This is a genomic window from Burkholderia puraquae (genome assembly GCF_002099195.1).
In the GTDB taxonomy this organism is placed as follows: Bacteria; Pseudomonadota; Gammaproteobacteria; order Burkholderiales; family Burkholderiaceae; genus Burkholderia; species Burkholderia puraquae.
This window is the reverse complement of sequence record NZ_NBYX01000026.1, coordinates 1-17,170: the sequence shown is the minus strand read 5'-3', so window position 1 is coordinate 17,170 and position 17,170 is coordinate 1. Positions and strand designations below refer to the sequence as shown.

Genomic DNA, 17,170 nt, shown 5'->3' with positions numbered 1-17,170 from the left:
TGCAAATCATTCCGCCATGATTGCTCGCTTCATTTTTGCCATACAAGTTGAGCAAAAGCCGCTGAATTGACAAGAAATACGAGCCCTCGCTAATAGGCTTGGTTCTTCCCAAGATGTGGCGGTCTATCGATCGATTTTCGTCAAGATTGGCCGAGCACTATAGCGGAAGTGGCCTCCCACGCCACCTCCGCTCACCACTCTACTCGGCGGGACTAGCATTGACGGGAGCCATCATCAAATGCATCAGGGCTTCCGCCGCTTGTCCGGCTTCCCGGCACTCGTAATGGATTCATCTCATGATCCAGGTATGTGTTTTGGGAGGTCTCCAGTTCCCCCCTGGGGCCGACCTAAAGGCCGCCCGGTACAGCTCTCCGAAACGCCCCCGCGAGAACACGGAGCCTTCCCCTATTCGATCACATAGGTTCGCCTTGTTGACTCCGTGACCATTTCGCCACGTCACCGGAAATCTAGGGGGGGTCTTGTGCGTATGCGCCGCGGGCTTACTGAACGTCAGGGCACGCCACTCCGTACCGCGCAGGGGCCCCCTGCGAAACGTGCAGTGCCTCGGCGGCGCACGTGAAATTGCGGTGTTCCGGGACGGCCAGGAAGTAACGGACATCACACAACAGCACGGCGAATTTCCTCGTCCGCGATAACCGTCCGCGATAACAATTGGTATTTCCTATGGTTACCATCACAAACCCGTCTTGGACGCTATGACGGAACAGGTCCATTCTCCATTCAACGCATCGCACTGACCGACGCGGCGACGAACGCCAGACTGAATGGAGCTGACCATGCAAGAGATCATCGACGGTTTTCTGAAGTTTCAACGGGACATCATGCCCGCACGCAGGGAGTTGTTCCGCAAGCTGGCCACCAGCCAGACGCCGCGCACCCTGTTCATTTCCTGTTCCGATAGCCGCATGGTTCCCGAACTGGTCACGCAGCGCGAACCGGGCGATCTGTTCGTGATCCGCAACGCCGGCAACATCGTGCCTTCGTTCGGTCCCGAGCCGGGCGGTGTGTCGGCTACCGTCGAATATGCAGTGGCCGCGCTCGGCGTGACGGATGTGGTGATCTGCGGCCACTCGGACTGCGGCGCGATGACGGCCGTCGCAACGTGCAAGTGCCTCGACCATATGCCCGCCGTCGCGAACTGGCTGCGCTACGCCGACTCGGCGAAGCTCGTCAACGAGGCGCGTGAACATGCAGGCGAGCGCGAGCGCGTCGACTCGATGGTGCGCGAGAACGTCATCGCACAGCTCGACAATCTCAAGACCCATCCCTCCGTTGCACTGGGACTTGCGCAAGGCCGCCTCAATTTGCACGGATGGGTCTACGACATCGAATCCGGCTCGATCGACGCGCTCGACGCCGCGACTCGCCAGTTCGTGCCGCTCGCCGCGCATCCCGATGTCACCGCGACGCCCGCCGAGTGCGTGGCTGCGCTCTGATTCCCGGCTCGTCACACCGACTGCCGATCTCACCAGGTTGATTTACTCAAGGAGCAACATCATGACCCAATCGCAAGTCACACCGAACGCACGCGAAGCTCTGACGGAAAAGATCGTCGACGCGAAGGTGCGCAAAAACCTCACGTTCGAAGCCATCAACGAAGGCACTGGCCTGAGCCTCGCATACACGACAGCCGCGCTGCTCGGTCAGCATGCGCTGCCGGAGAATGCGGCGAAGCTCGTCGCCGAACGCCTCGGGCTCGACGACGACGCCGTGCGCCTGCTGCAAACCATTCCCGTGCGGGGCAGCATTCCGGGTGGCGTGCCGACCGATCCGACCGTCTACCGCTTCTACGAAATGGTGCAGGTGTACGGCTCGACGTTGAAGGCGCTGGTTCACGAGAAATTCGGCGACGGCATCATCAGCGCGATCAACTTCAAACTCGATATCCAGAAGGTTCCGGACCCGGAAGGTGGCGAGCGTGCCGTCATCACGCTCAACGGCAAGTATCTGCCGACCAAGCCGTTCTGAACCCATGATGCAAAGACGAAAATTCTTACTGAGCACCGGTGCCGCGCTTGCTTCGGGCGGCCTTGCCCTCTCGGGTTGCACGATGACGGGGCCGCGCTCCACGTCGAGCACCAACAATGCGCTGTCCCCCACAAGGAGATCCGAAATGACTTCACCCGCAGCAGTTCGCCCGCCGCTTCCGCCGTTCACGCTGGAGACGGCCATCGAGAAAGTCCGTCTCGCGGAAGACGGCTGGAATTCGCGCGACGCGGCCAAGGTCGCGCTCGCCTATTCGCTCGACACGAAATGGCGCAATCGCGCAGAGTTCGCGAACAATCGAGCGGAAGCGCAGGCGTTCCTCGAGCGCAAATGGAAGAAGGAGCACGAGTATCGTCTGATCAAGGAACTGTGGGCATTCGGCGGCAATCGCATTGCCGTGCGCTACGCCTACGAATGGCACGACGACTCGGGCAACTGGTTCCGCTCCTACGGCAACGAGAACTGGGAGTTCGGCGAGGATGGCCTCATGCAGCGCCGCTATGCGTGCATCAACGATATGCCGATCAAGGAATCCGAGCGCAAGTATCACTGGCCCTTGGGCCGTCGGCCGGATGATCATCCGGGGCTGAGCGAGTTGGGGCTTTGAAGCCCGGATCGCTACAGCCGCGGTGAGCGATTAGCGCCCGACGATCCTGTTGCGAAGAACGACGGATTGTTGGGCGTGTATTGAAGTTCACTGGTACTGCTAGTTTTGTCGGGTGGTGCGCGAATCTCGTCCGGTGATTCGGCTAGCAGAAACTATGAACCGCAACATCATTACTTTTAGCATTACTTAATTTATATCGAAACAAGGAAAGGGAAACATCATGAACAAGAGCATCCGCCACATTTCTTACGTCCTGTCGGCACTCACGCTGGCGGCTTCCACCACGACCGCGTTTGCTGCCTCTTCCGCAGAAGCGGCCTCACAGGGTTACCACTCCGCTGCGCCGTTGATTCAGCGGAATGCGGCTCCGGAAGCCCAGCGCGCACTGACCCGTCGCGACGTGATCAACGAGCTGATCCAGGCCGAGCAGGACGGTACGCTGCAACGCCTGAACGATACGGTTTTCCACGGCTCGTGACGCCAGACCAAGCGGCTGCGACGAAGCGAGTCGTACGCCGTCTCACAAAGGGGGAGTCGCCTCGATGTGTTTATGTCCGGCGAATCGCCAGTTGCAGCATCCAACGCGGCAACAATCACGCCGAATTCGATCGTGAACACTTCCTCGATCGCAGCCCACATCGGCTTTGCCGATGCCGCCGAATCTACGGCCAGCAAACACTCGGTTAACGGTTTGACTAAGCGCCCAGCAGTGGAAGGTGTCGGGGTCGGCGCGCCTGCTAACGCGGCTGCGCCAAGGCCGGTCGCCACCCAAATGTCGGATCGTTACCGAGGCGGAGACGAGTCAGCAAATGCGGGGTTCCCGTCGACGATCTCGGCAAAACGCGCTGTTGCGGGCCAATCCGCTCGCGCTGCATCAGCTTCGAAGCAAGTCACTCAACTACGCAACGCCGTCGATGTCGGTGGTGGTCACGTCGGCTCTCCAAACCGCTCAGTCAGCAGTTGTAAGAACGCCCTGCTTGCCGCAGTGCGATACGCACCCTTGCGCTCCAAGACGGCAGCCGTACGCGTTGGCAGAGGGGGATCGAGCGGCACGGGATGTAGGCCCTCTTGCACGCGTGCGATGTGATCAGGGAGAACCGTCGCCAGCTGCCCGCGACGCACGATCTCAACGATTGCACCGATCGTATCCACTTCGATTGCGACAAGCGGTCGAATAGCGTGACGCGCAAAATGCTCATCGATGAACCGGCGCGTCGCGAATGTGTCGTTCAGCAAGACCAACGGCTCCTTGCCAAAGTCAGGCCCCGCGAGTGCCTTGCGGCGTGCGGCACGCGGGTGGTTGCGGCCTACCACCAGGCTCAGCGTTTCCGCGAAGAGGGGTTGGCTTTCGATGTCGACCGAAAAGGCCGGATGGAATGCGACACCGATATCAAGCCTGTCGTCCGCAAGCTGCGCCTCCATCTGATCCTGTGTGAGTTCGCGGATATCGATCCTGATGCCAGGATGCAGCTGGTGAAAACCATCGACGACCGGCCCGACCAAGGAAGCCGTATAGGTCGGCGTTACTGCGAAACGCAGGCTGCCCCGGCTCAGTTCCGCCACGTCGTGTATCGCCCTCACACCTGCATCAAGGTCCTGTAGCGCGAGCTTGGCGTAACGCATCCACGCCTCTCCCGCGTCGGTCAGTTGAACGGCTCTGCCTGAACGGTCGAACAGCTGTGTTCCCAAGGTGTCCTCGAGCTGCCGAATCTGCTGCGACAAGGTGGGCTGCGATACATGAAGCGCCTCGGCAGCGCGCGTGAAGTTCTTCTGTTCTGCTACTGCAAGGAAGTAACGGATATGACGTAGCAGCACGGGAATCCCCTCACCTATTGGCTATTCCTATCGAATCTATCGCAAACCAGTCTTGGACGCTATTGAAATTCGCGTCCATCCTTCATCCATCGAATCAACGCCCGCATCCAAGCCGATCGTGAGGGAGGTCGTCGATGGGTTGCGGATACGCCGAACCGGGCCGTTAGTACGCTCGCGCCGAGGGAAATTATTTTGGTTCGTAGACTTTCCTAATGACCTTCGTTCGAGCGATCATCGTGTCCGCCTTTTCTGCTTGCCATCGACCTCCCGCTCGATGTTGTGCGGTCGCGCGCATCTTCGATCGTTCATTTGCTCGGCGGCGAAACGCCGGGCGATGTGTTGCCCGAGTCTTACAACAGTGTTGGTCAAAGCCACAGTCGTATGCCTGCCCGTTATCGTAGGTTGATGACCGTGTCCGGCGTTTCAGGGGGCTGCTCCACTTGGACCGAAGACCCGAAAGTTTGAGATGGCATCAATGGAGAACGGGCCAGCTTTCAGCTGATTCCACTTCTTGCGAGTTTGCACCCACTGCGCGTGCTTAAATTGTGCAGCGTTTGCTGCATCGTGAAGCGCCGGATATCCAAAGTCGTCGGCATACTCGCGAAGGGCTGCCTGTCGCTCACGCCAATTGCCGGTACCTTGGTTAGCAAACGCGATATGTTCGAGGCACAAGTGAAGGACCGTTGCCGCACAGCGTTCGCTCGATGAGCGGTCTCTATATGACACAACACGATCAGCAAAGAGAACTGCAGCGTTGTTCTTCTCGATCGCTTCTGCGACATCAATGTTGAAACCTGGAATGAAATGCGCACTCAAGGCGATGATTTCTTGCTGTTCCGTCGGCAGTGAGGAGTACCAGCCAAGGAAGTGGTCGAGCGGTGATTCAATATTTTCGTTTGACATAATTGAGTCGATCGGCACCAACTCTACCGACTCGAAAGTAGAGCGCGCCGCGCAACCAAGGCGCGATCCGTACTGCACGAGTTTGGACGCACCAACCATAATGTCGCTGTGCCGCGTTATTTCGTTATCCTGCTGTTTTGCGACGTCTGCAAAAGCTGCGCGCGACAATGAGCGGCTGTTGTGGAGACGTGCGAAAAGCCCCGTTGCGCTCTTTTTGGTCAACCCTTGGATTCGAGTGAGAGAGCGAGTGGGGTCTATGGGCGTGCATCCGCCTGCATCCCGCATCCTGTGCCTTGCCACTCGCACGGCCTGCATCACAAGCCATCCCGCTGCCGAAGCCTAGTGTTTGCGGAAGCTCCTTCCCACCAAGGTTCTCCGTTCCGAATGCAAACAGGATGCCATTCAGTCCGTATGTTATCCACCCGAGGAGACGCAATGGATTCCAGAGGCAAGGGCTGCTAGGCTTACTGCCCACATGGAGTGGGCAGCCATCGCTAGAGGGCAGACTAGGTGAGAAGGACAGCAAGACACCCTGGAAGTCCCAAGCTGGGTGGGGTTGCTCCGTCATACCAAGCTTCGGGAGGCCGTCGTCGCAGAGACTGCCCCACCGCTGTCTTCGTTTCCCCGCGTGTTTCCAATTGAAGCGATACGATCAGCCTAGCTATTAGAGGCCGAGATCCGACAAGCCGGGATGATCATCCGGCCGACGGCCCAAGGGCCAGTGATACTTGCGCTCGGATTCCTTGATCGGCATATCGTTGATGCACGCATAGCGGCGTTGCATGAGGCCATCCTCGCCGAACTCCCAGTTCTCGTTGCCGTAGGAGCGGAACCAGTTGCCCGAGTCGTCGTGCCATTCGTAAGCGTAGCGCACGGCAATGCGATTGCCGCCGAATGCCCACAGTTCCTTGATCAGACGATACTCGTGCTCCTTCTTCCATTTGCGCTCGAGGAACGCCTGCGCTTCCGCTCGATTGTTCGCGAACTCTGCGCGATTGCGCCATTTCGTGTCGAGCGAATAGGCGAGCGCGACCTTGGCGGCGTCGCGCGAATTCCAGCCGTCTTCTGCGAGACGGACTTTCTCGATGGCAGTTTCCAGCGTGAACGGCGGAAGCGGCGGACGGAGTTCAGTGTTGGTCGACATGGTGTTACCTCAGTGGCTGGTGGATGAAGACCCGATACCGGGCCGAAGGGTGGATAAGAGCAGTGCTGCGTGTTCTCGATCGCTTAGTCTGGCGACTCGCCCATGTGCAGGGCGGACTACGCCCGCTTACACCGCGAAGGTGATGTAACCGCCCGAGTGCGTCATGATGTGCGCCCAACGCACGGCCGCGTACAGGCCCTCGGCGGATGCAAAGTCGCTGCCGTCAATCGCGACGACCCACTGGTCCTCTTTGAGGCGAAGCGCGAGTCGTTGGTTTTCGACCAGGTCGCTGTACCAGCGCCATGTGGCCGGATTCGACTTATCGGCCTGCAGAGCTTGATGAAGGGCAGTGACTTCGCAATCTGAGGGGCACATGACAGCCTCCTTGACGTACCGATCTTGAGTGATTGAGACAGGTCTGTCTCAATATTGATGTAGACAGGTCTGTCTGTCAAGAAATTTCCGTGCCTCTCGGCGCCTGTGCAGAGACAGGTCTGTCTGCCATAATGGAGGCATGATTTGGCAAAAAAGGGGCCGAAATGTCACAACCCTCCGCACGCGACCGGATATTGGAAACCGCGGCGCACCTGTTCTATCAGGACGGGTTTCGTGCCACGGGCATCGACAAGATCATCGCCGAGTCAGGCGTCGCAAAAATGTCGCTTTACCGGCACTTCGCCTCCAAGAGCGAACTTATTGCAGCGTTCCTGGACCGTCGTCATGAGTTCTGGATGCACTGGTTTGTCGAAGAGGTGGAGGCTCGTTTTGCTCAGCGTGCCGAGCTGTCCGTCATCGCGGAAGCCTTGGGTGAATGGTTTGCGCAGGAAGACTTCCGTGGTTGCGCCTTTATCAATGTGGTCGCCGAAGCCGGATCGACGGGAGACCCGGGGCACCTTCAGCAGGCCGTATCCCACAAGCACGCACTTGAGCAGTACATTTCTGAACTTGCTGGCCGCCTCGGGCTCCAGTCGCCTGCTACCGTCGCCGCAGATGCGATGCTCTGCGTAGAAGGCATGATTGTGCGCTATCAGGTGACACATGATTCGACAGTGGTGGATTCGGGCAAGCGTGTACTGGCGAGAATCGAAGAAGGCGCGTCAACAAGGCGCAGGTCCAAAGCTGCCTGACGGGTCCTTTCCGCGTGGACATCAACACCGGTGTCGCGTTTCATGGATGCAGAGCCTCTCGGCCGAGTAAACCAGTTCCTCCACTTGCACAGAGGCACCCTGCCGTCGTCCAGCTTTCGCGCCACCGCCTGTCCACTTGCTTCCCGTGTGCACAGTTCGTCGTCGCAGCCTGCTCGGACACCAATGAAGCAGTTGGTCGGCCGGCCGAGCTAATCACGCATTTCCTGGCTTCCGGATAGCGGTCGCGAATCCGCTTCGACAGTTTCTGGCGACAGGGATAAGCCCTTCTTCGTCCGAGCGAATCCCGTCCTTGTGATGTCCGCCGGCATCGTCGACCGAAACATCCGCGGACGACGGCACGAGCACGTTTTCCCATTTCGCGACCGCGGCCGAGGCGACCGCATTACCCAGCACATTGGTCGCCGTGCGCCCCATGTCCAGGAAATGATCAACGCCGATGATGAGGAGCAGCCCGGCCTCGGGGATATTGAACCGACCCGGTGTTGCGGCGATGACGACCAAGGAGGCGCGCGGCACCCCGGCCATGCCTTTGCCGGTCAGCATCAGGAGGGCAAGCATCGACAACTGCTGCACGAACGACAGATGAACGCCATACGCCTGCGCAATGAACAGCGTGGCAAATGTGCAGTACATCAACCACTACCGCGCAGGGGCCCCCTCGCTCGTCTTAGATGTCAATCCGCTCGGTTTTAACGACCAACGACACCGGCTATCGTTTTTCAGTTAAGTTGAGCGGCATACATGAATAAAATCAACGGCGTGCAAATCATTCCGCCATGATTGCTCGCTTCATTTTTGCCATACAAGTTGAGCAAAAGCCGCTGAATTGACAAGAAATACGAGCACTCGCTAATAGGCTTGGTTCTTCCCAAGATGTGGCGGTCTATCGATCGATTTTCGTCAAGATTGGCCGAGCACTATAGCGGAAGTGGCCTCCCACGCCACCTCCGCTCACCACTCTACTCGGCGGGACTAGCATTGACGGGAGCCATCATCAAATGCGTCAGGGCTTCCGCCACTTGTCCGGCTTCCCGGCACTCGTAATACGCACCCGCTCCACCAGCACGGGGCCGCTCGGGTTGAGTTCGCGTGCACGTTCAATCGCTTCGCGTTGCGTCGTGGCAGTTGCACTTGCCCGTTGCGAATGCGGACGACGAACTGCGTAATCGCCTTCATCGAGGCGACGCTCAACAAAGATCTTGTTGGTCATTGGTCTACTCCGTAGCTGATTGAAGTTGCTTACCGGTCAGGAAGCGCAAGCAAGTTGTCCGTCCAACGCCCATCGGCGACCGTTTGCACATATTTGGTCCTCCCGTTGTTGTTGACGTGTACGGCGTCGCCGACGCGCAGCATGCGAAGGTCCGCCGAGAAAATCCAGCGACAGGTGGCGAGTCGGCGGCCCGGGAGCCGCTGCCGCCACACCTGCTGCGTGAAAAGCGCGTGCTCAAACCGGATTCGATCTGCCCCAAGTGCGACGGCGCCATGCAGAACCTCGGCGAGGACGTCTCCGAACAGCTCGCCCGCGTCGCGGCGATGTTCAAGGTGATTCGCACAATCCGGCACAAGATGGTCTGTCCCAGCGGTGGCCACATCGAGCAGCCGTCAATGCCGGGGTTGCCGATCGAGCGTAGCATCGCCCATCCGAGTCTACTTGCCGACATCCTGGTATCGAAGTACGCGGATCATGCGCCGCTGTACCGCCAATCGGAGATCGCCGCGCGCGACGGTGTGACGCTGGATCGCGCCAGCATGGGCCGCTGGGTCGGGCAATGCGAGGCGCTCTGCCGCCCGCTGACCGACGCACTACGCCGGTACACGATGGCGGGCACGAAGCTGCACGCGGACGACACGCCGATCCCCGTGCTTGCGCCGGGCAACAAGAAAACAAAGACCGGACGGCTCTGGGTGTACGTGCGCGACGACAGCCGTTCGGGCTCGACGGAGCTGGCCGCGGTGTGGTTCGCGTACTCGCCCGATCGCAAAGGCATCCATCCCCAGACCCATCTCGCCGGATTCAAAGGCATCCTGCAGGCCGATGCATACGGCGGCTTCGACGAACTGTACGTGAACGGCAAAATCCGCGAGGCTGCGTGTTGGGACCACGCGCGGAGAAAATACTACGAGGTCCACGCTAGCACGCCGACAGACGAGACCAAGAGGCTGCTCGAAATGATCGGCGAGCTTACAGCATCGAAGCCGACATCCGTGGCAAGCCGCCCGATGAACGACAGCGCGTGCGGCATGAGAAAAGCAAGCCGCTGCTGGAGGCCTTCGAAGCGAGGATCCGGGGCAAGCTCGCAACGCTGTCGCGCAAGTCGGAGCTGGCCGGCGCGATCCAGTATTCGCTGAATCACTGGAACGCTCTGACGTTGTTCTGCGAGGACGGGCAAGCCGAGATCAGCAACGCGCTGGCTGAGAACGCTCTGCGCTGCGTGAGCCTTGGGAGGAAAAACTTCCTGTTCGCCGGCTCCGACAGCGGAGGCCAGCGGGCCGCCGCAATGTACAGTCTGCTTGGGACGTGCAAGCTCAACGGTATCAACCCGCGCGCCTATCTGGAATACGTCCTGACCTACATTACTGATCACGTCGCCACTCGCATCGACGAACTGTTGCCCTGGAACCTGGCTGACAAACTGAAGCCACCCACTCCGCCCAAGGAGACTATCTGACGCGTAGTCAAGACCTGATCTCTCAGTCAGCGTCAGATTAAGTCTGAGATTGCTTCGTCGTCACTTCATCAAGGACCGTGATCGACCCGCAGCGGTCAGTGGTATCGACCGATAGCCGTCGTTCATTCGCTTCTAAACATCTGTGAAGTCACCATTTGGCTGCTTGTAATGCGTACCCCTTCGCTTCTTAAGCGCTGCAGAAACTGATTCCGTGCCACAGATGCGCTAGCCCAAAGATCGACACGATCCCCCTCCCAAAGAAGAAATGTGGCTCTTAGCGGTATGTAGATGTATGCGCTCATGCCGCAACGAAGCACTGTGGCGCAACACCCAAGCACGTCATCTGCTTCGCTGGCCTCGAAGAGTTGGCCAAAGCCGTCCCACGGGTTTAGCTTGCCGGAGCATGTCGATTCCATTTCCTCTAATAGTGAATTCTCAAGCTCCCCATACCTCGACCAATCCGTGACCTGGAGCAAACAGGTTCTCGGCGGTTCAAGATAGCTGCGAATGCCGTCGACAATCACGGAAGCTGCCCCATCGTTTTCCGGCACTGCGAATTGCAAATACGATGTGTGGCCTAGTCCGGCCTTCCCGTACGGCGCTTCAATACATTCTTCGTTTTTCAGCCACGTCGAACAATCGGAAGGGGACAGCGATTTCATGTCGGTACCCGAGCATGTTGCGCAAGTAGGAGGTGGATCCAATTGTCGACCAATTAAGTGGTCGCGTCTAACGTCTGAAATTGGCCGAACTGAGTCAGACAATCTGACGCCGTCTGTTTGGCCTAGACCAGCCTTTTACATCCGATTGCCAGGTAAATCTGGATAGATCGTGGGCACGATCTAACGTGATCCACACTTCCCCAACCCCTCACATCATGCTCCACGCGCGCGTGAATCGGGGACCGGCCGCGCCGAGCCGCTTACGGTAATGTTTCATGTCAAGAAGCTCGTCGGTGCTTGAAACTGCTCAGTTCCGGCGAGTCCACTAACTTGCGAGTGATGTACTCGAAGGGGTACCTATGCGCGTCACATTGAACTAGCAAGGCAAGCTCTTCCGCAGCGGCCGAACCACCATGCTCGGCCACCTGCGCGGCCCTTTACTGAGCGCTGGCTCCGCCATCCAAAACCAACTCGGCCCCATTCATCCAGTGGCTTGAAGCCACGAAACAAACTGCATCCGCGACATCCTTTGGCTTTCCGAATCCCATAGGATGAGTGCTTGCCAGGAGGGTTTCCGCTACGTGCTCGTCCGGAGCCAATCCCGAGTCCACAAGGCTTTTGACAACGGATTTTCCCATCCCCCCTTCGACGACAGCCGGGTGAATCGAATTAACTCGAATACCATAACCAAGGTGCGCACATTCAATGGCGGCGGCTTTGGTCAAGAGGCGAACGCCGCCCTTAGCGGCACAATACGCACTCAAACCAAACGTACCGACGATACCGGCCAGTGACGAGATATTAATGATGCTGCCGCCGTGCCCGCTACTACCGCCTGGTTTCATCACTCGAATCGCCCACTTTGTGCCGAGGAACGTTCCTTCCAGATTCACCCTCTGAACGCGCTGGAATTGCTCAACGGTGAGATTCTCGAGAAGCGAAAAAGCTTCTATCCCGGCATTGTTCACTACGAGGTCCAGACGACCGTGCGTCTCAACGGCGAATTGGACAACTCTCTGCCAGTCAGGCTCGCTCACTACATCATGTTTGACGAATTGCGCCCCTTGAATAGCTCGTGCAGTCGTTCGGCCCAAGTCCTCCAGGACATCCGACACGATTATTCTTGCGCCTTGGCGCGCCAGAGTAGTCGCGATCTCCGCACCAAGACCTTGTGCGGAACCAGTTACCAACGCCACCTTGCCATTTAAATCAAGAATCGGCTGATCCATCACACTCACTCCAACGGTTCGGGTAGATTGCCCTGGCGCACCTGTCCGCCACGCCCGTCGCCTACCTGGCCTTCGGGCGGCTTTCGCGTCGCGGCGGGGCAGGAAAGCGCGCAGTAAGAAATAGGCGCGTTCGTTTTCATCCCCGCGAATCGGGGAATTCGCGAAGTTGTACGCGGCATTTCGACGGATCAGGGATTGCTCCAACCCTCTGCATAGAGCTGCTGACAAAGAAGCCCAAGGCGCATGGTCACCGTGTAGCTCTCGCCATCCCCGATAAGGGAGGGACGGGTGTCGCGGAACAGCTTCTCGATGGGATATTCGCGTGTCGTGCCCACCGCGCCGAAAAGCTGAAGCGCCTCGTGGACCACTTTCATCGCCTCTTCGGTTACCGTCACCTTGTTCGCTGCGGTGACATAGGGGTGGACCCGCTCCGAAAGGCGTGCAAACGCGAGTGAGCGCCGAGCCGTCGCGCGAGCCAGTTCAATCCGGCGCAGCATGTCGCCGAGACGATAACGGGTCAGTTGATGATCGATCAGCAGCCTTCCGCCCTGCTTACGTTCATGGCAGTACTGCAGCGCCAATTCGAACGCCGCGCGGGCGACGCCCACGAATATCGGCGACGTGTGTGCTCCAGCGTAAGACCACACGGAAGCAAAATTGCCGTAGTACTCGTCTTTCAACGCGACGGCGAAACGTTTCGGAACACGAACGTTGTCAAAATAAATTTCCCCTTGAGGAAGCGCGCGCAGGCCGATTTTTTCAAGCGGCTTGCCGCGCGAGACCCCGGGAAGGTCGAGAGGGATGATCACCCCGACACCGTACGGCAGGCCGTTCTTGTCAAGCCGTCCATCGCCATAGTCCGCGCCCATATAGGCGATCGCCACTTGCGCAACGGCGCCGTTGGATACCCAGGCCGAGCTTTGTCCGTTGATCACGATCTCGTCGTCGCCCACCTTCGCCCACAGGTTGCCTTGATTACCCGGCGTGCCTTGCGGCCAATCGCGTTCGATGTCGAACACCTGGAAGTCACTGCCCCGGTCGGGCTGCGTTCCAATCCAGCACCCGATGCGGCCGGCACACAGCTCGACCAGTTCCTGCTTGCCGGCCGTAACAGCCAGTTGCATGGGGAAGTTGGCGATCCCCAGCGACAGGGCAAGCCCGCTGTCGCCCCATCCGAGCTCCTCGGCGATCATCGATTCCATGCGCAACGCCGTCTCGGCGGGCAGCGAAGCGAACAGCGCGGGATCTACGCCGAGCTTCGCGAACTCTGTAAAGACCGAGTAAAAGGGCGATCCTGGCGCAATGGCCTGCTCCGCGGTCATCTTGTCCAGCTCCGTGCCCGTTGGGCGGAGGACTTCCTTAGCAAACCGATGAAGCGTTTCCTGAACGGCGCGCTCCTCCTCGGACAGCGGCGTTTCGAAACCGGTCAGGCAAACGTCCGGCAAGTTCAGTTCAGTTTTCAGTCGCAGCACGTTCGTCTCCTTTGGGTTTAAGCAACGCGTTATGCGTTGGGCAGGCCTTTGGCATATTTCGCCAGCGCCGGATCCATGAAGTCCCACGGCTGAGCACTGGTGGTGTAGAAGTCCATCGAGGGCGAGTACTGGCTAGGATCATCGAGACTGCCGCAGAAAATCAGCACAATCTCGGGCTTCTCCGCGATCTTTCCAAGGATGGGCGATCCGCAATCGGGGCAAAAGCCACGCTCCACGTCGTGGCCGAGATCACTCTTCACCCCGTGATATCGTGGCTCGCCCGATACGATCCGAAACGCGGGAGCCGGCACGATCCGCACCGAGGCGTAAGCACTGCCGGTTGCACGTTGACAGTCACGGCAATGGCAGTTCAATGAGAAAATCGGCTCGGCCGAGCACTCGTAGCGAATCGCCTTGCAGGCGCACCCTCCACTGTATGAATGACTCATGTACATCTCCTCTTCGGTTGTTGAGCGGAGGACGCTTCACGAACCTCCGATGCAGTTTGTTCAGCGCAATGTGCGTGGGCGTTTGCTCGACTTAGCTCAAGTTTGCTGCCACACCGGGCATCACGGTTTCAAGATCAGCTTGCCCGTTGATCGGCGAGATTCAAGTAACGCATGTGCGTGAGCCGCCTCGGAAAGAGGGAAACACCCGCCGATCGGCACCGTGATCTGCCCGGACTCGACCCATCCCATCAGGCGGGAGAACTGTCGTTTCATTCGCTCGGCGTCAGCGAGGTGCACCCCAAGATAGAAGCCGCAGACACCGAGGTTGCCCCCAAGCAGGTGGGCCGCATCCACGAGCATCGGCTCGTTGGAAGCCGCGCCGTACGCGACGATGCGCCCGGAAGGCCTGAGAAGAGCCAGCTCGCGAGCGAGTGCCTCGCCGCCCTGGACATGGAGGATGAGATCGAAGCCTTCGTTGTTCGTGAGGGCACGCGCCGCCTCTTCCCAGCCCGGCTCCGTATAGTTGACCGTGCCAGTCGCGCCTAGCTCACGGGCGAGTTCGCCCTTGTCCGGGGAACTCACCGCGCCGATGACATGACGGGCACCGAGCAATCGCGCAATTTGCACCGCCAATCCACCTACGCCGCCGGCCGCGCCTTCGACGAGCACGTTACGGCCCGTCACGGGACCGCCGACGTCGTCAAGCACCAGCAGCGCGGTCATGCCTTGCACGAAAATGGCCGCCGCAATGGATGAGTCGGCATCTTCCGGAATCGGAATCGCACTACGCGCTTCGACAATGACGTACTCGGCATAGCCGCCGTGATCGAACAGGCCGATAAGCCTCGAACCCGGCTGCCAGCCGGTCACTCCATCGCCAACGGACACGACGGTTCCACATATCTCGCTTCCCAGTACGATCGGAAGGGGTGTTGGGGCGGGATAAAATGCACCTCGGCGACGGACTGTATCGGCAAAATTAACGCCGGCGGCGTCCACCTTGACCAGTAGTTCTCCAACACGAGGCTTGGGCGCCTCGATGTCGACCAGCGTGAGCACCTCCGGTCCACCGGTACGTGCGATTTGTATTGCCTTCATTATCTGTATCTCCTCTCGTCAAACTAGAGCACGGCAGTCGCGCCGCCATCTACTGCAAGGATTTGCCCCGTGATGTGCTTGCCGGCATCCGATGCGAACAATGCGACCGCCCCCTTCAGATCTTCGCTGTCGCCGATACGGCGCAACGACACTTCCGCGGCGACGCTATCGGCGCTCAACTTATTGAGCAACCCGCGCGTCATGTTCGAAGGGAGAAAGCCCGGGGCGATCGCATTGACAGTAATCCCGCGCCGTTCCCACTCGCCCGCCAGCGCCCGAGTGAAATTCACGACGCCCCCCCTTGCTCGCGTTGTAGGCAATCGTGCTCATGGGGTCGGGCGAATTACCTCTGAGCCCAGCGATCGATGCGATGTCGACAATTCGGCCATACCCGCGCGGGATCATCAATCACTTACCGATTTGCTGGGTAAGTAGAAAGAGGCCCCGGATGCTGAGATCCATCACCTTGTCCGATGCGTCGAAGGGATGATCCTCCGCCGGCGCACTCCACACTGCACCCGCATTGCTTACGAGGATATCGACGTGTCCCAATCTAGCGAGCGTCTCGTTGGCCAAGCGATGAATATCTATCTTGACCGCACCGTCCGCTGCGATGAAATCCGCTTCGATGCCCAGCGAATTCAAATGCGCCTGTGCCTCTTGCAATTCGCCGATTTCTCGAGCCGAGAGCACAACGCGCGCACCCAGTTCGCCGAGCGACTCGGCGAACTGCAAACTGAGGCCGCGCGAGCCGCCAGTAGGTCGTGGGAATATGTTTCTTGTGAGCGATGAAAAACCACGACCGCCCGAAGATGCGGTCCAGTTCCTGCTCGTAGATACCTTGGTAGGAGTTGACCGGGGGATCGATCGCCCCCGCCTCTTCGTCGAACAGCGCAGAAGCGGGATAGCCTTGCACGGTGGTATCAGGCACTTGCGTCTCCTAGATAGTTGCCCATGGCGAAGCATCGGCTCTTATTGCGGTATGCGGGCCGTTGGTGTGAGCGTCGCGCGCATTTCCGTTACTCGAACAATAGGCGTTCACGGACTGTCCACCTTTGCTCACAGCGCGGAAAAGCTTTGCTTGTTGGGCAGCGACATCTTCGGATCACATGACGATGCTTCGCGGGGCAGCATCGATGGATGGCGTTCGCATTGTCCGCGGCGCCGCGCGCCTCGAGTCATCGAGACGGCCAGCCGAACCGGCCGAACGGTCGCACCGGGACAACGGTGTCTGCAAGCTCGGCATGCACGGACGCGTGCGGCTTGTCGCGAATCATCGATTCAATCCTGGCTGCTTGCGTGCGCCACCGGACGATCGTCGGGCAGGCCGGAATCGGCAAACTGACCCGGCTCATCAAGCTCGAGGGCAGCCGGTTGAAGATCTCTCCGGACACGCGGGAATGGACCGACGAAGTCCCACCGCTAGCAGGCATCAGCGCATTCAGTTAGCGACGATTGCTCGCCCTCTCGGCAGCAGCAGAATTCACCGCACCCCAACCGGGTTGTACGAGGCAATCGCCGTTCGGCTGGGTCAAGTTTCAGGAAATTGAAGATGCGACGACGCGACCCCAGTGACATGCGAGCACACCAAGGCGTTAAGCGATGAGGTCAAGGATGTGCGCCGCGCCACGAGATTCTCAAGCTAGCGATCGCACTATTTAGTTTGGCAGCACTCGACCGCCGCAAACCCTGATGTCAAGTGTCAGCTTTTTTTCGCAGTCTCACGCCGGCAAAGCCGGCGTTTTCTGCAGGACGAACCCAGCGGAAATATTACAGCGCCTTCTTCAGCAGGCGACCCATTTCCGACGGGTTGCGCGTGACGGTGATGCCGCACGCTTCCATGATTTCCAGCTTCGCTTCGGCCGTATCCGCACCGCCCGAGATCAGCGCGCCGGCGTGGCCCATGCGCTTGCCCGGAGGCGCCGTGACGCCCGCGATGAAGCCGACGACCGGCTTCTTCATGTTGT

Annotated in this window: 17 protein-coding genes and 5 pseudogenes; 8 read left to right on the top strand and 14 right to left on the bottom strand. The window is 59.2% G+C overall.

Translation table 11 applies throughout. From position 1 onward, the window contains the following. The first annotated feature begins 797 nt into the window (after positions 1-797). From B7G54_RS32535 to B7G54_RS40265, 5 genes and pseudogenes are all read left to right on the top strand, one after another. Positions 798-1,457: a carbonic anhydrase gene (locus B7G54_RS32535; RefSeq protein ID WP_012372075.1), complete on the top strand. Its 660-nt coding sequence runs from the start codon at positions 798-800 to the stop codon at positions 1,455-1,457. A gap of 61 nt (positions 1,458-1,518) precedes the next feature. After that, positions 1,519-1,989, top strand: coding sequence for a cyanase (cynS, locus tag B7G54_RS32530; protein WP_085042838.1), 471 nt, complete (start codon positions 1,519-1,521; stop codon positions 1,987-1,989). A gap of 145 nt (positions 1,990-2,134) precedes the next feature. Next, entirely contained in the window at positions 2,135-2,614 is a 480-nt protein-coding gene (locus tag B7G54_RS32525) for a nuclear transport factor 2 family protein (RefSeq protein WP_028362915.1), read from the top strand. A 220-nt stretch (positions 2,615-2,834) separates the two neighbouring features. Then, positions 2,835-3,092: a DUF4148 domain-containing protein gene (locus B7G54_RS32520; RefSeq protein ID WP_085042837.1), complete on the top strand. Its 258-nt coding sequence runs from the start codon at positions 2,835-2,837 to the stop codon at positions 3,090-3,092. 72 nt (positions 3,093-3,164) lie between these two features. Continuing rightward, positions 3,165-3,452, top strand: a pseudogene (locus B7G54_RS40265) (SDR family oxidoreductase); the annotation flags it as partial. A gap of 89 nt (positions 3,453-3,541) precedes the next feature. Here the strand turns inward: B7G54_RS40265 and cynR are convergent. From cynR to B7G54_RS32500, 4 genes are all read right to left on the bottom strand, one after another. Beyond that, positions 3,542-4,429 carry a transcriptional regulator CynR gene (cynR, locus tag B7G54_RS32510; protein ID WP_085042835.1) on the bottom strand — a complete coding sequence of 296 codons (888 nt, stop codon included), beginning with the start codon at positions 4,427-4,429 and terminating at the stop codon, positions 3,542-3,544. 423 nt (positions 4,430-4,852) lie between these two features. Continuing rightward, entirely contained in the window at positions 4,853-5,554 is a 702-nt protein-coding gene (locus tag B7G54_RS38815) for a hypothetical protein (RefSeq protein WP_133059238.1), read from the bottom strand. 442 nt (positions 5,555-5,996) lie between these two features. Beyond that, entirely contained in the window at positions 5,997-6,476 is a 480-nt protein-coding gene (locus tag B7G54_RS32505; protein WP_047851177.1) for a nuclear transport factor 2 family protein, read from the bottom strand. A gap of 126 nt (positions 6,477-6,602) precedes the next feature. Further along, positions 6,603-6,851 carry a hypothetical protein gene (locus B7G54_RS32500; protein ID WP_046549705.1) on the bottom strand — a complete coding sequence of 83 codons (249 nt, stop codon included), beginning with the start codon at positions 6,849-6,851 and terminating at the stop codon, positions 6,603-6,605. Between the two features lie 164 nt (positions 6,852-7,015). Here B7G54_RS32500 and B7G54_RS32495 point away from each other — a divergent pair, with 164 nt between their 5' ends. Further along, complete coding sequence (locus B7G54_RS32495) at positions 7,016-7,603, top strand: TetR/AcrR family transcriptional regulator (protein WP_085042834.1); 588 nt, start codon at positions 7,016-7,018, stop codon at positions 7,601-7,603. Between the two features lie 213 nt (positions 7,604-7,816). On the opposite strand, the pseudogene B7G54_RS32490 reads toward B7G54_RS32495, so the two are convergent. The 3 genes and pseudogenes from B7G54_RS32490 to B7G54_RS38355 form a co-directional block, all read right to left on the bottom strand. After that, positions 7,817-8,260: pseudogene (locus B7G54_RS32490) on the bottom strand (dicarboxylate/amino acid:cation symporter); the annotation flags it as partial. 367 nt (positions 8,261-8,627) lie between these two features. Further along, positions 8,628-8,834 (bottom strand): DUF2188 domain-containing protein, encoded by a 207-nt coding sequence (locus B7G54_RS32485; RefSeq protein WP_085042833.1) that lies wholly within the window; start codon positions 8,832-8,834, stop codon positions 8,628-8,630. A gap of 29 nt (positions 8,835-8,863) precedes the next feature. Then, on the bottom strand, positions 8,864-8,977 hold the full coding sequence (locus B7G54_RS38355) for a DUF3892 domain-containing protein (protein WP_229050697.1): 114 nt from the start codon (positions 8,975-8,977) through the stop codon (positions 8,864-8,866). Between B7G54_RS38355 and tnpC the strand changes: the two are divergent. Then, positions 8,951-10,050 (top strand): annotated as a pseudogene (tnpC, locus tag B7G54_RS32480) (IS66 family transposase); the annotation flags it as partial. The gene B7G54_RS38355 and the pseudogene tnpC overlap by 27 nt on opposite strands. Before the next feature lie 72 nt (positions 10,051-10,122). Further along, on the top strand, positions 10,123-10,293 hold the full coding sequence (locus B7G54_RS40260) for a transposase domain-containing protein (protein ID WP_425266531.1): 171 nt from the start codon (positions 10,123-10,125) through the stop codon (positions 10,291-10,293). 122 nt (positions 10,294-10,415) lie between these two features. Here B7G54_RS40260 and B7G54_RS38810 read toward each other — a convergent pair whose 3' ends face one another. The 7 genes and pseudogenes from B7G54_RS38810 to B7G54_RS32450 all read right to left on the bottom strand — a co-directional run. Beyond that, a complete protein-coding gene (locus tag B7G54_RS38810; protein WP_133059237.1) occupies positions 10,416-10,955 on the bottom strand; it encodes a hypothetical protein in 540 nt (179 codons plus the stop codon). Between the two features lie 437 nt (positions 10,956-11,392). Continuing rightward, entirely contained in the window at positions 11,393-12,184 is a 792-nt protein-coding gene (locus B7G54_RS32475; protein WP_085042832.1) for an SDR family NAD(P)-dependent oxidoreductase, read from the bottom strand. Positions 12,185-12,372: 188 nt separating this feature from the next. After that, positions 12,373-13,656: an acyl-CoA dehydrogenase family protein gene (locus tag B7G54_RS32470; protein ID WP_085042831.1), complete on the bottom strand. Its 1,284-nt coding sequence runs from the start codon at positions 13,654-13,656 to the stop codon at positions 12,373-12,375. A 29-nt stretch (positions 13,657-13,685) separates the two neighbouring features. Then, complete coding sequence (locus B7G54_RS32465) at positions 13,686-14,105, bottom strand: GFA family protein (protein ID WP_071336339.1); 420 nt, start codon at positions 14,103-14,105, stop codon at positions 13,686-13,688. Positions 14,106-14,225: 120 nt separating this feature from the next. Next, the gene (locus B7G54_RS32460; RefSeq protein WP_085042830.1) at positions 14,226-15,203 is read right to left on the bottom strand and encodes a quinone oxidoreductase family protein; all 978 of its coding nucleotides are present in this window, start codon (positions 15,201-15,203) and stop codon (positions 14,226-14,228) included. A gap of 23 nt (positions 15,204-15,226) precedes the next feature. Further along, positions 15,227-15,977 (bottom strand): annotated as a pseudogene (locus tag B7G54_RS32455) (SDR family oxidoreductase). Between the two features lie 996 nt (positions 15,978-16,973). Then, positions 16,974-17,170 (bottom strand): annotated as a pseudogene (locus B7G54_RS32450) (succinate--CoA ligase subunit alpha); the annotation flags it as partial.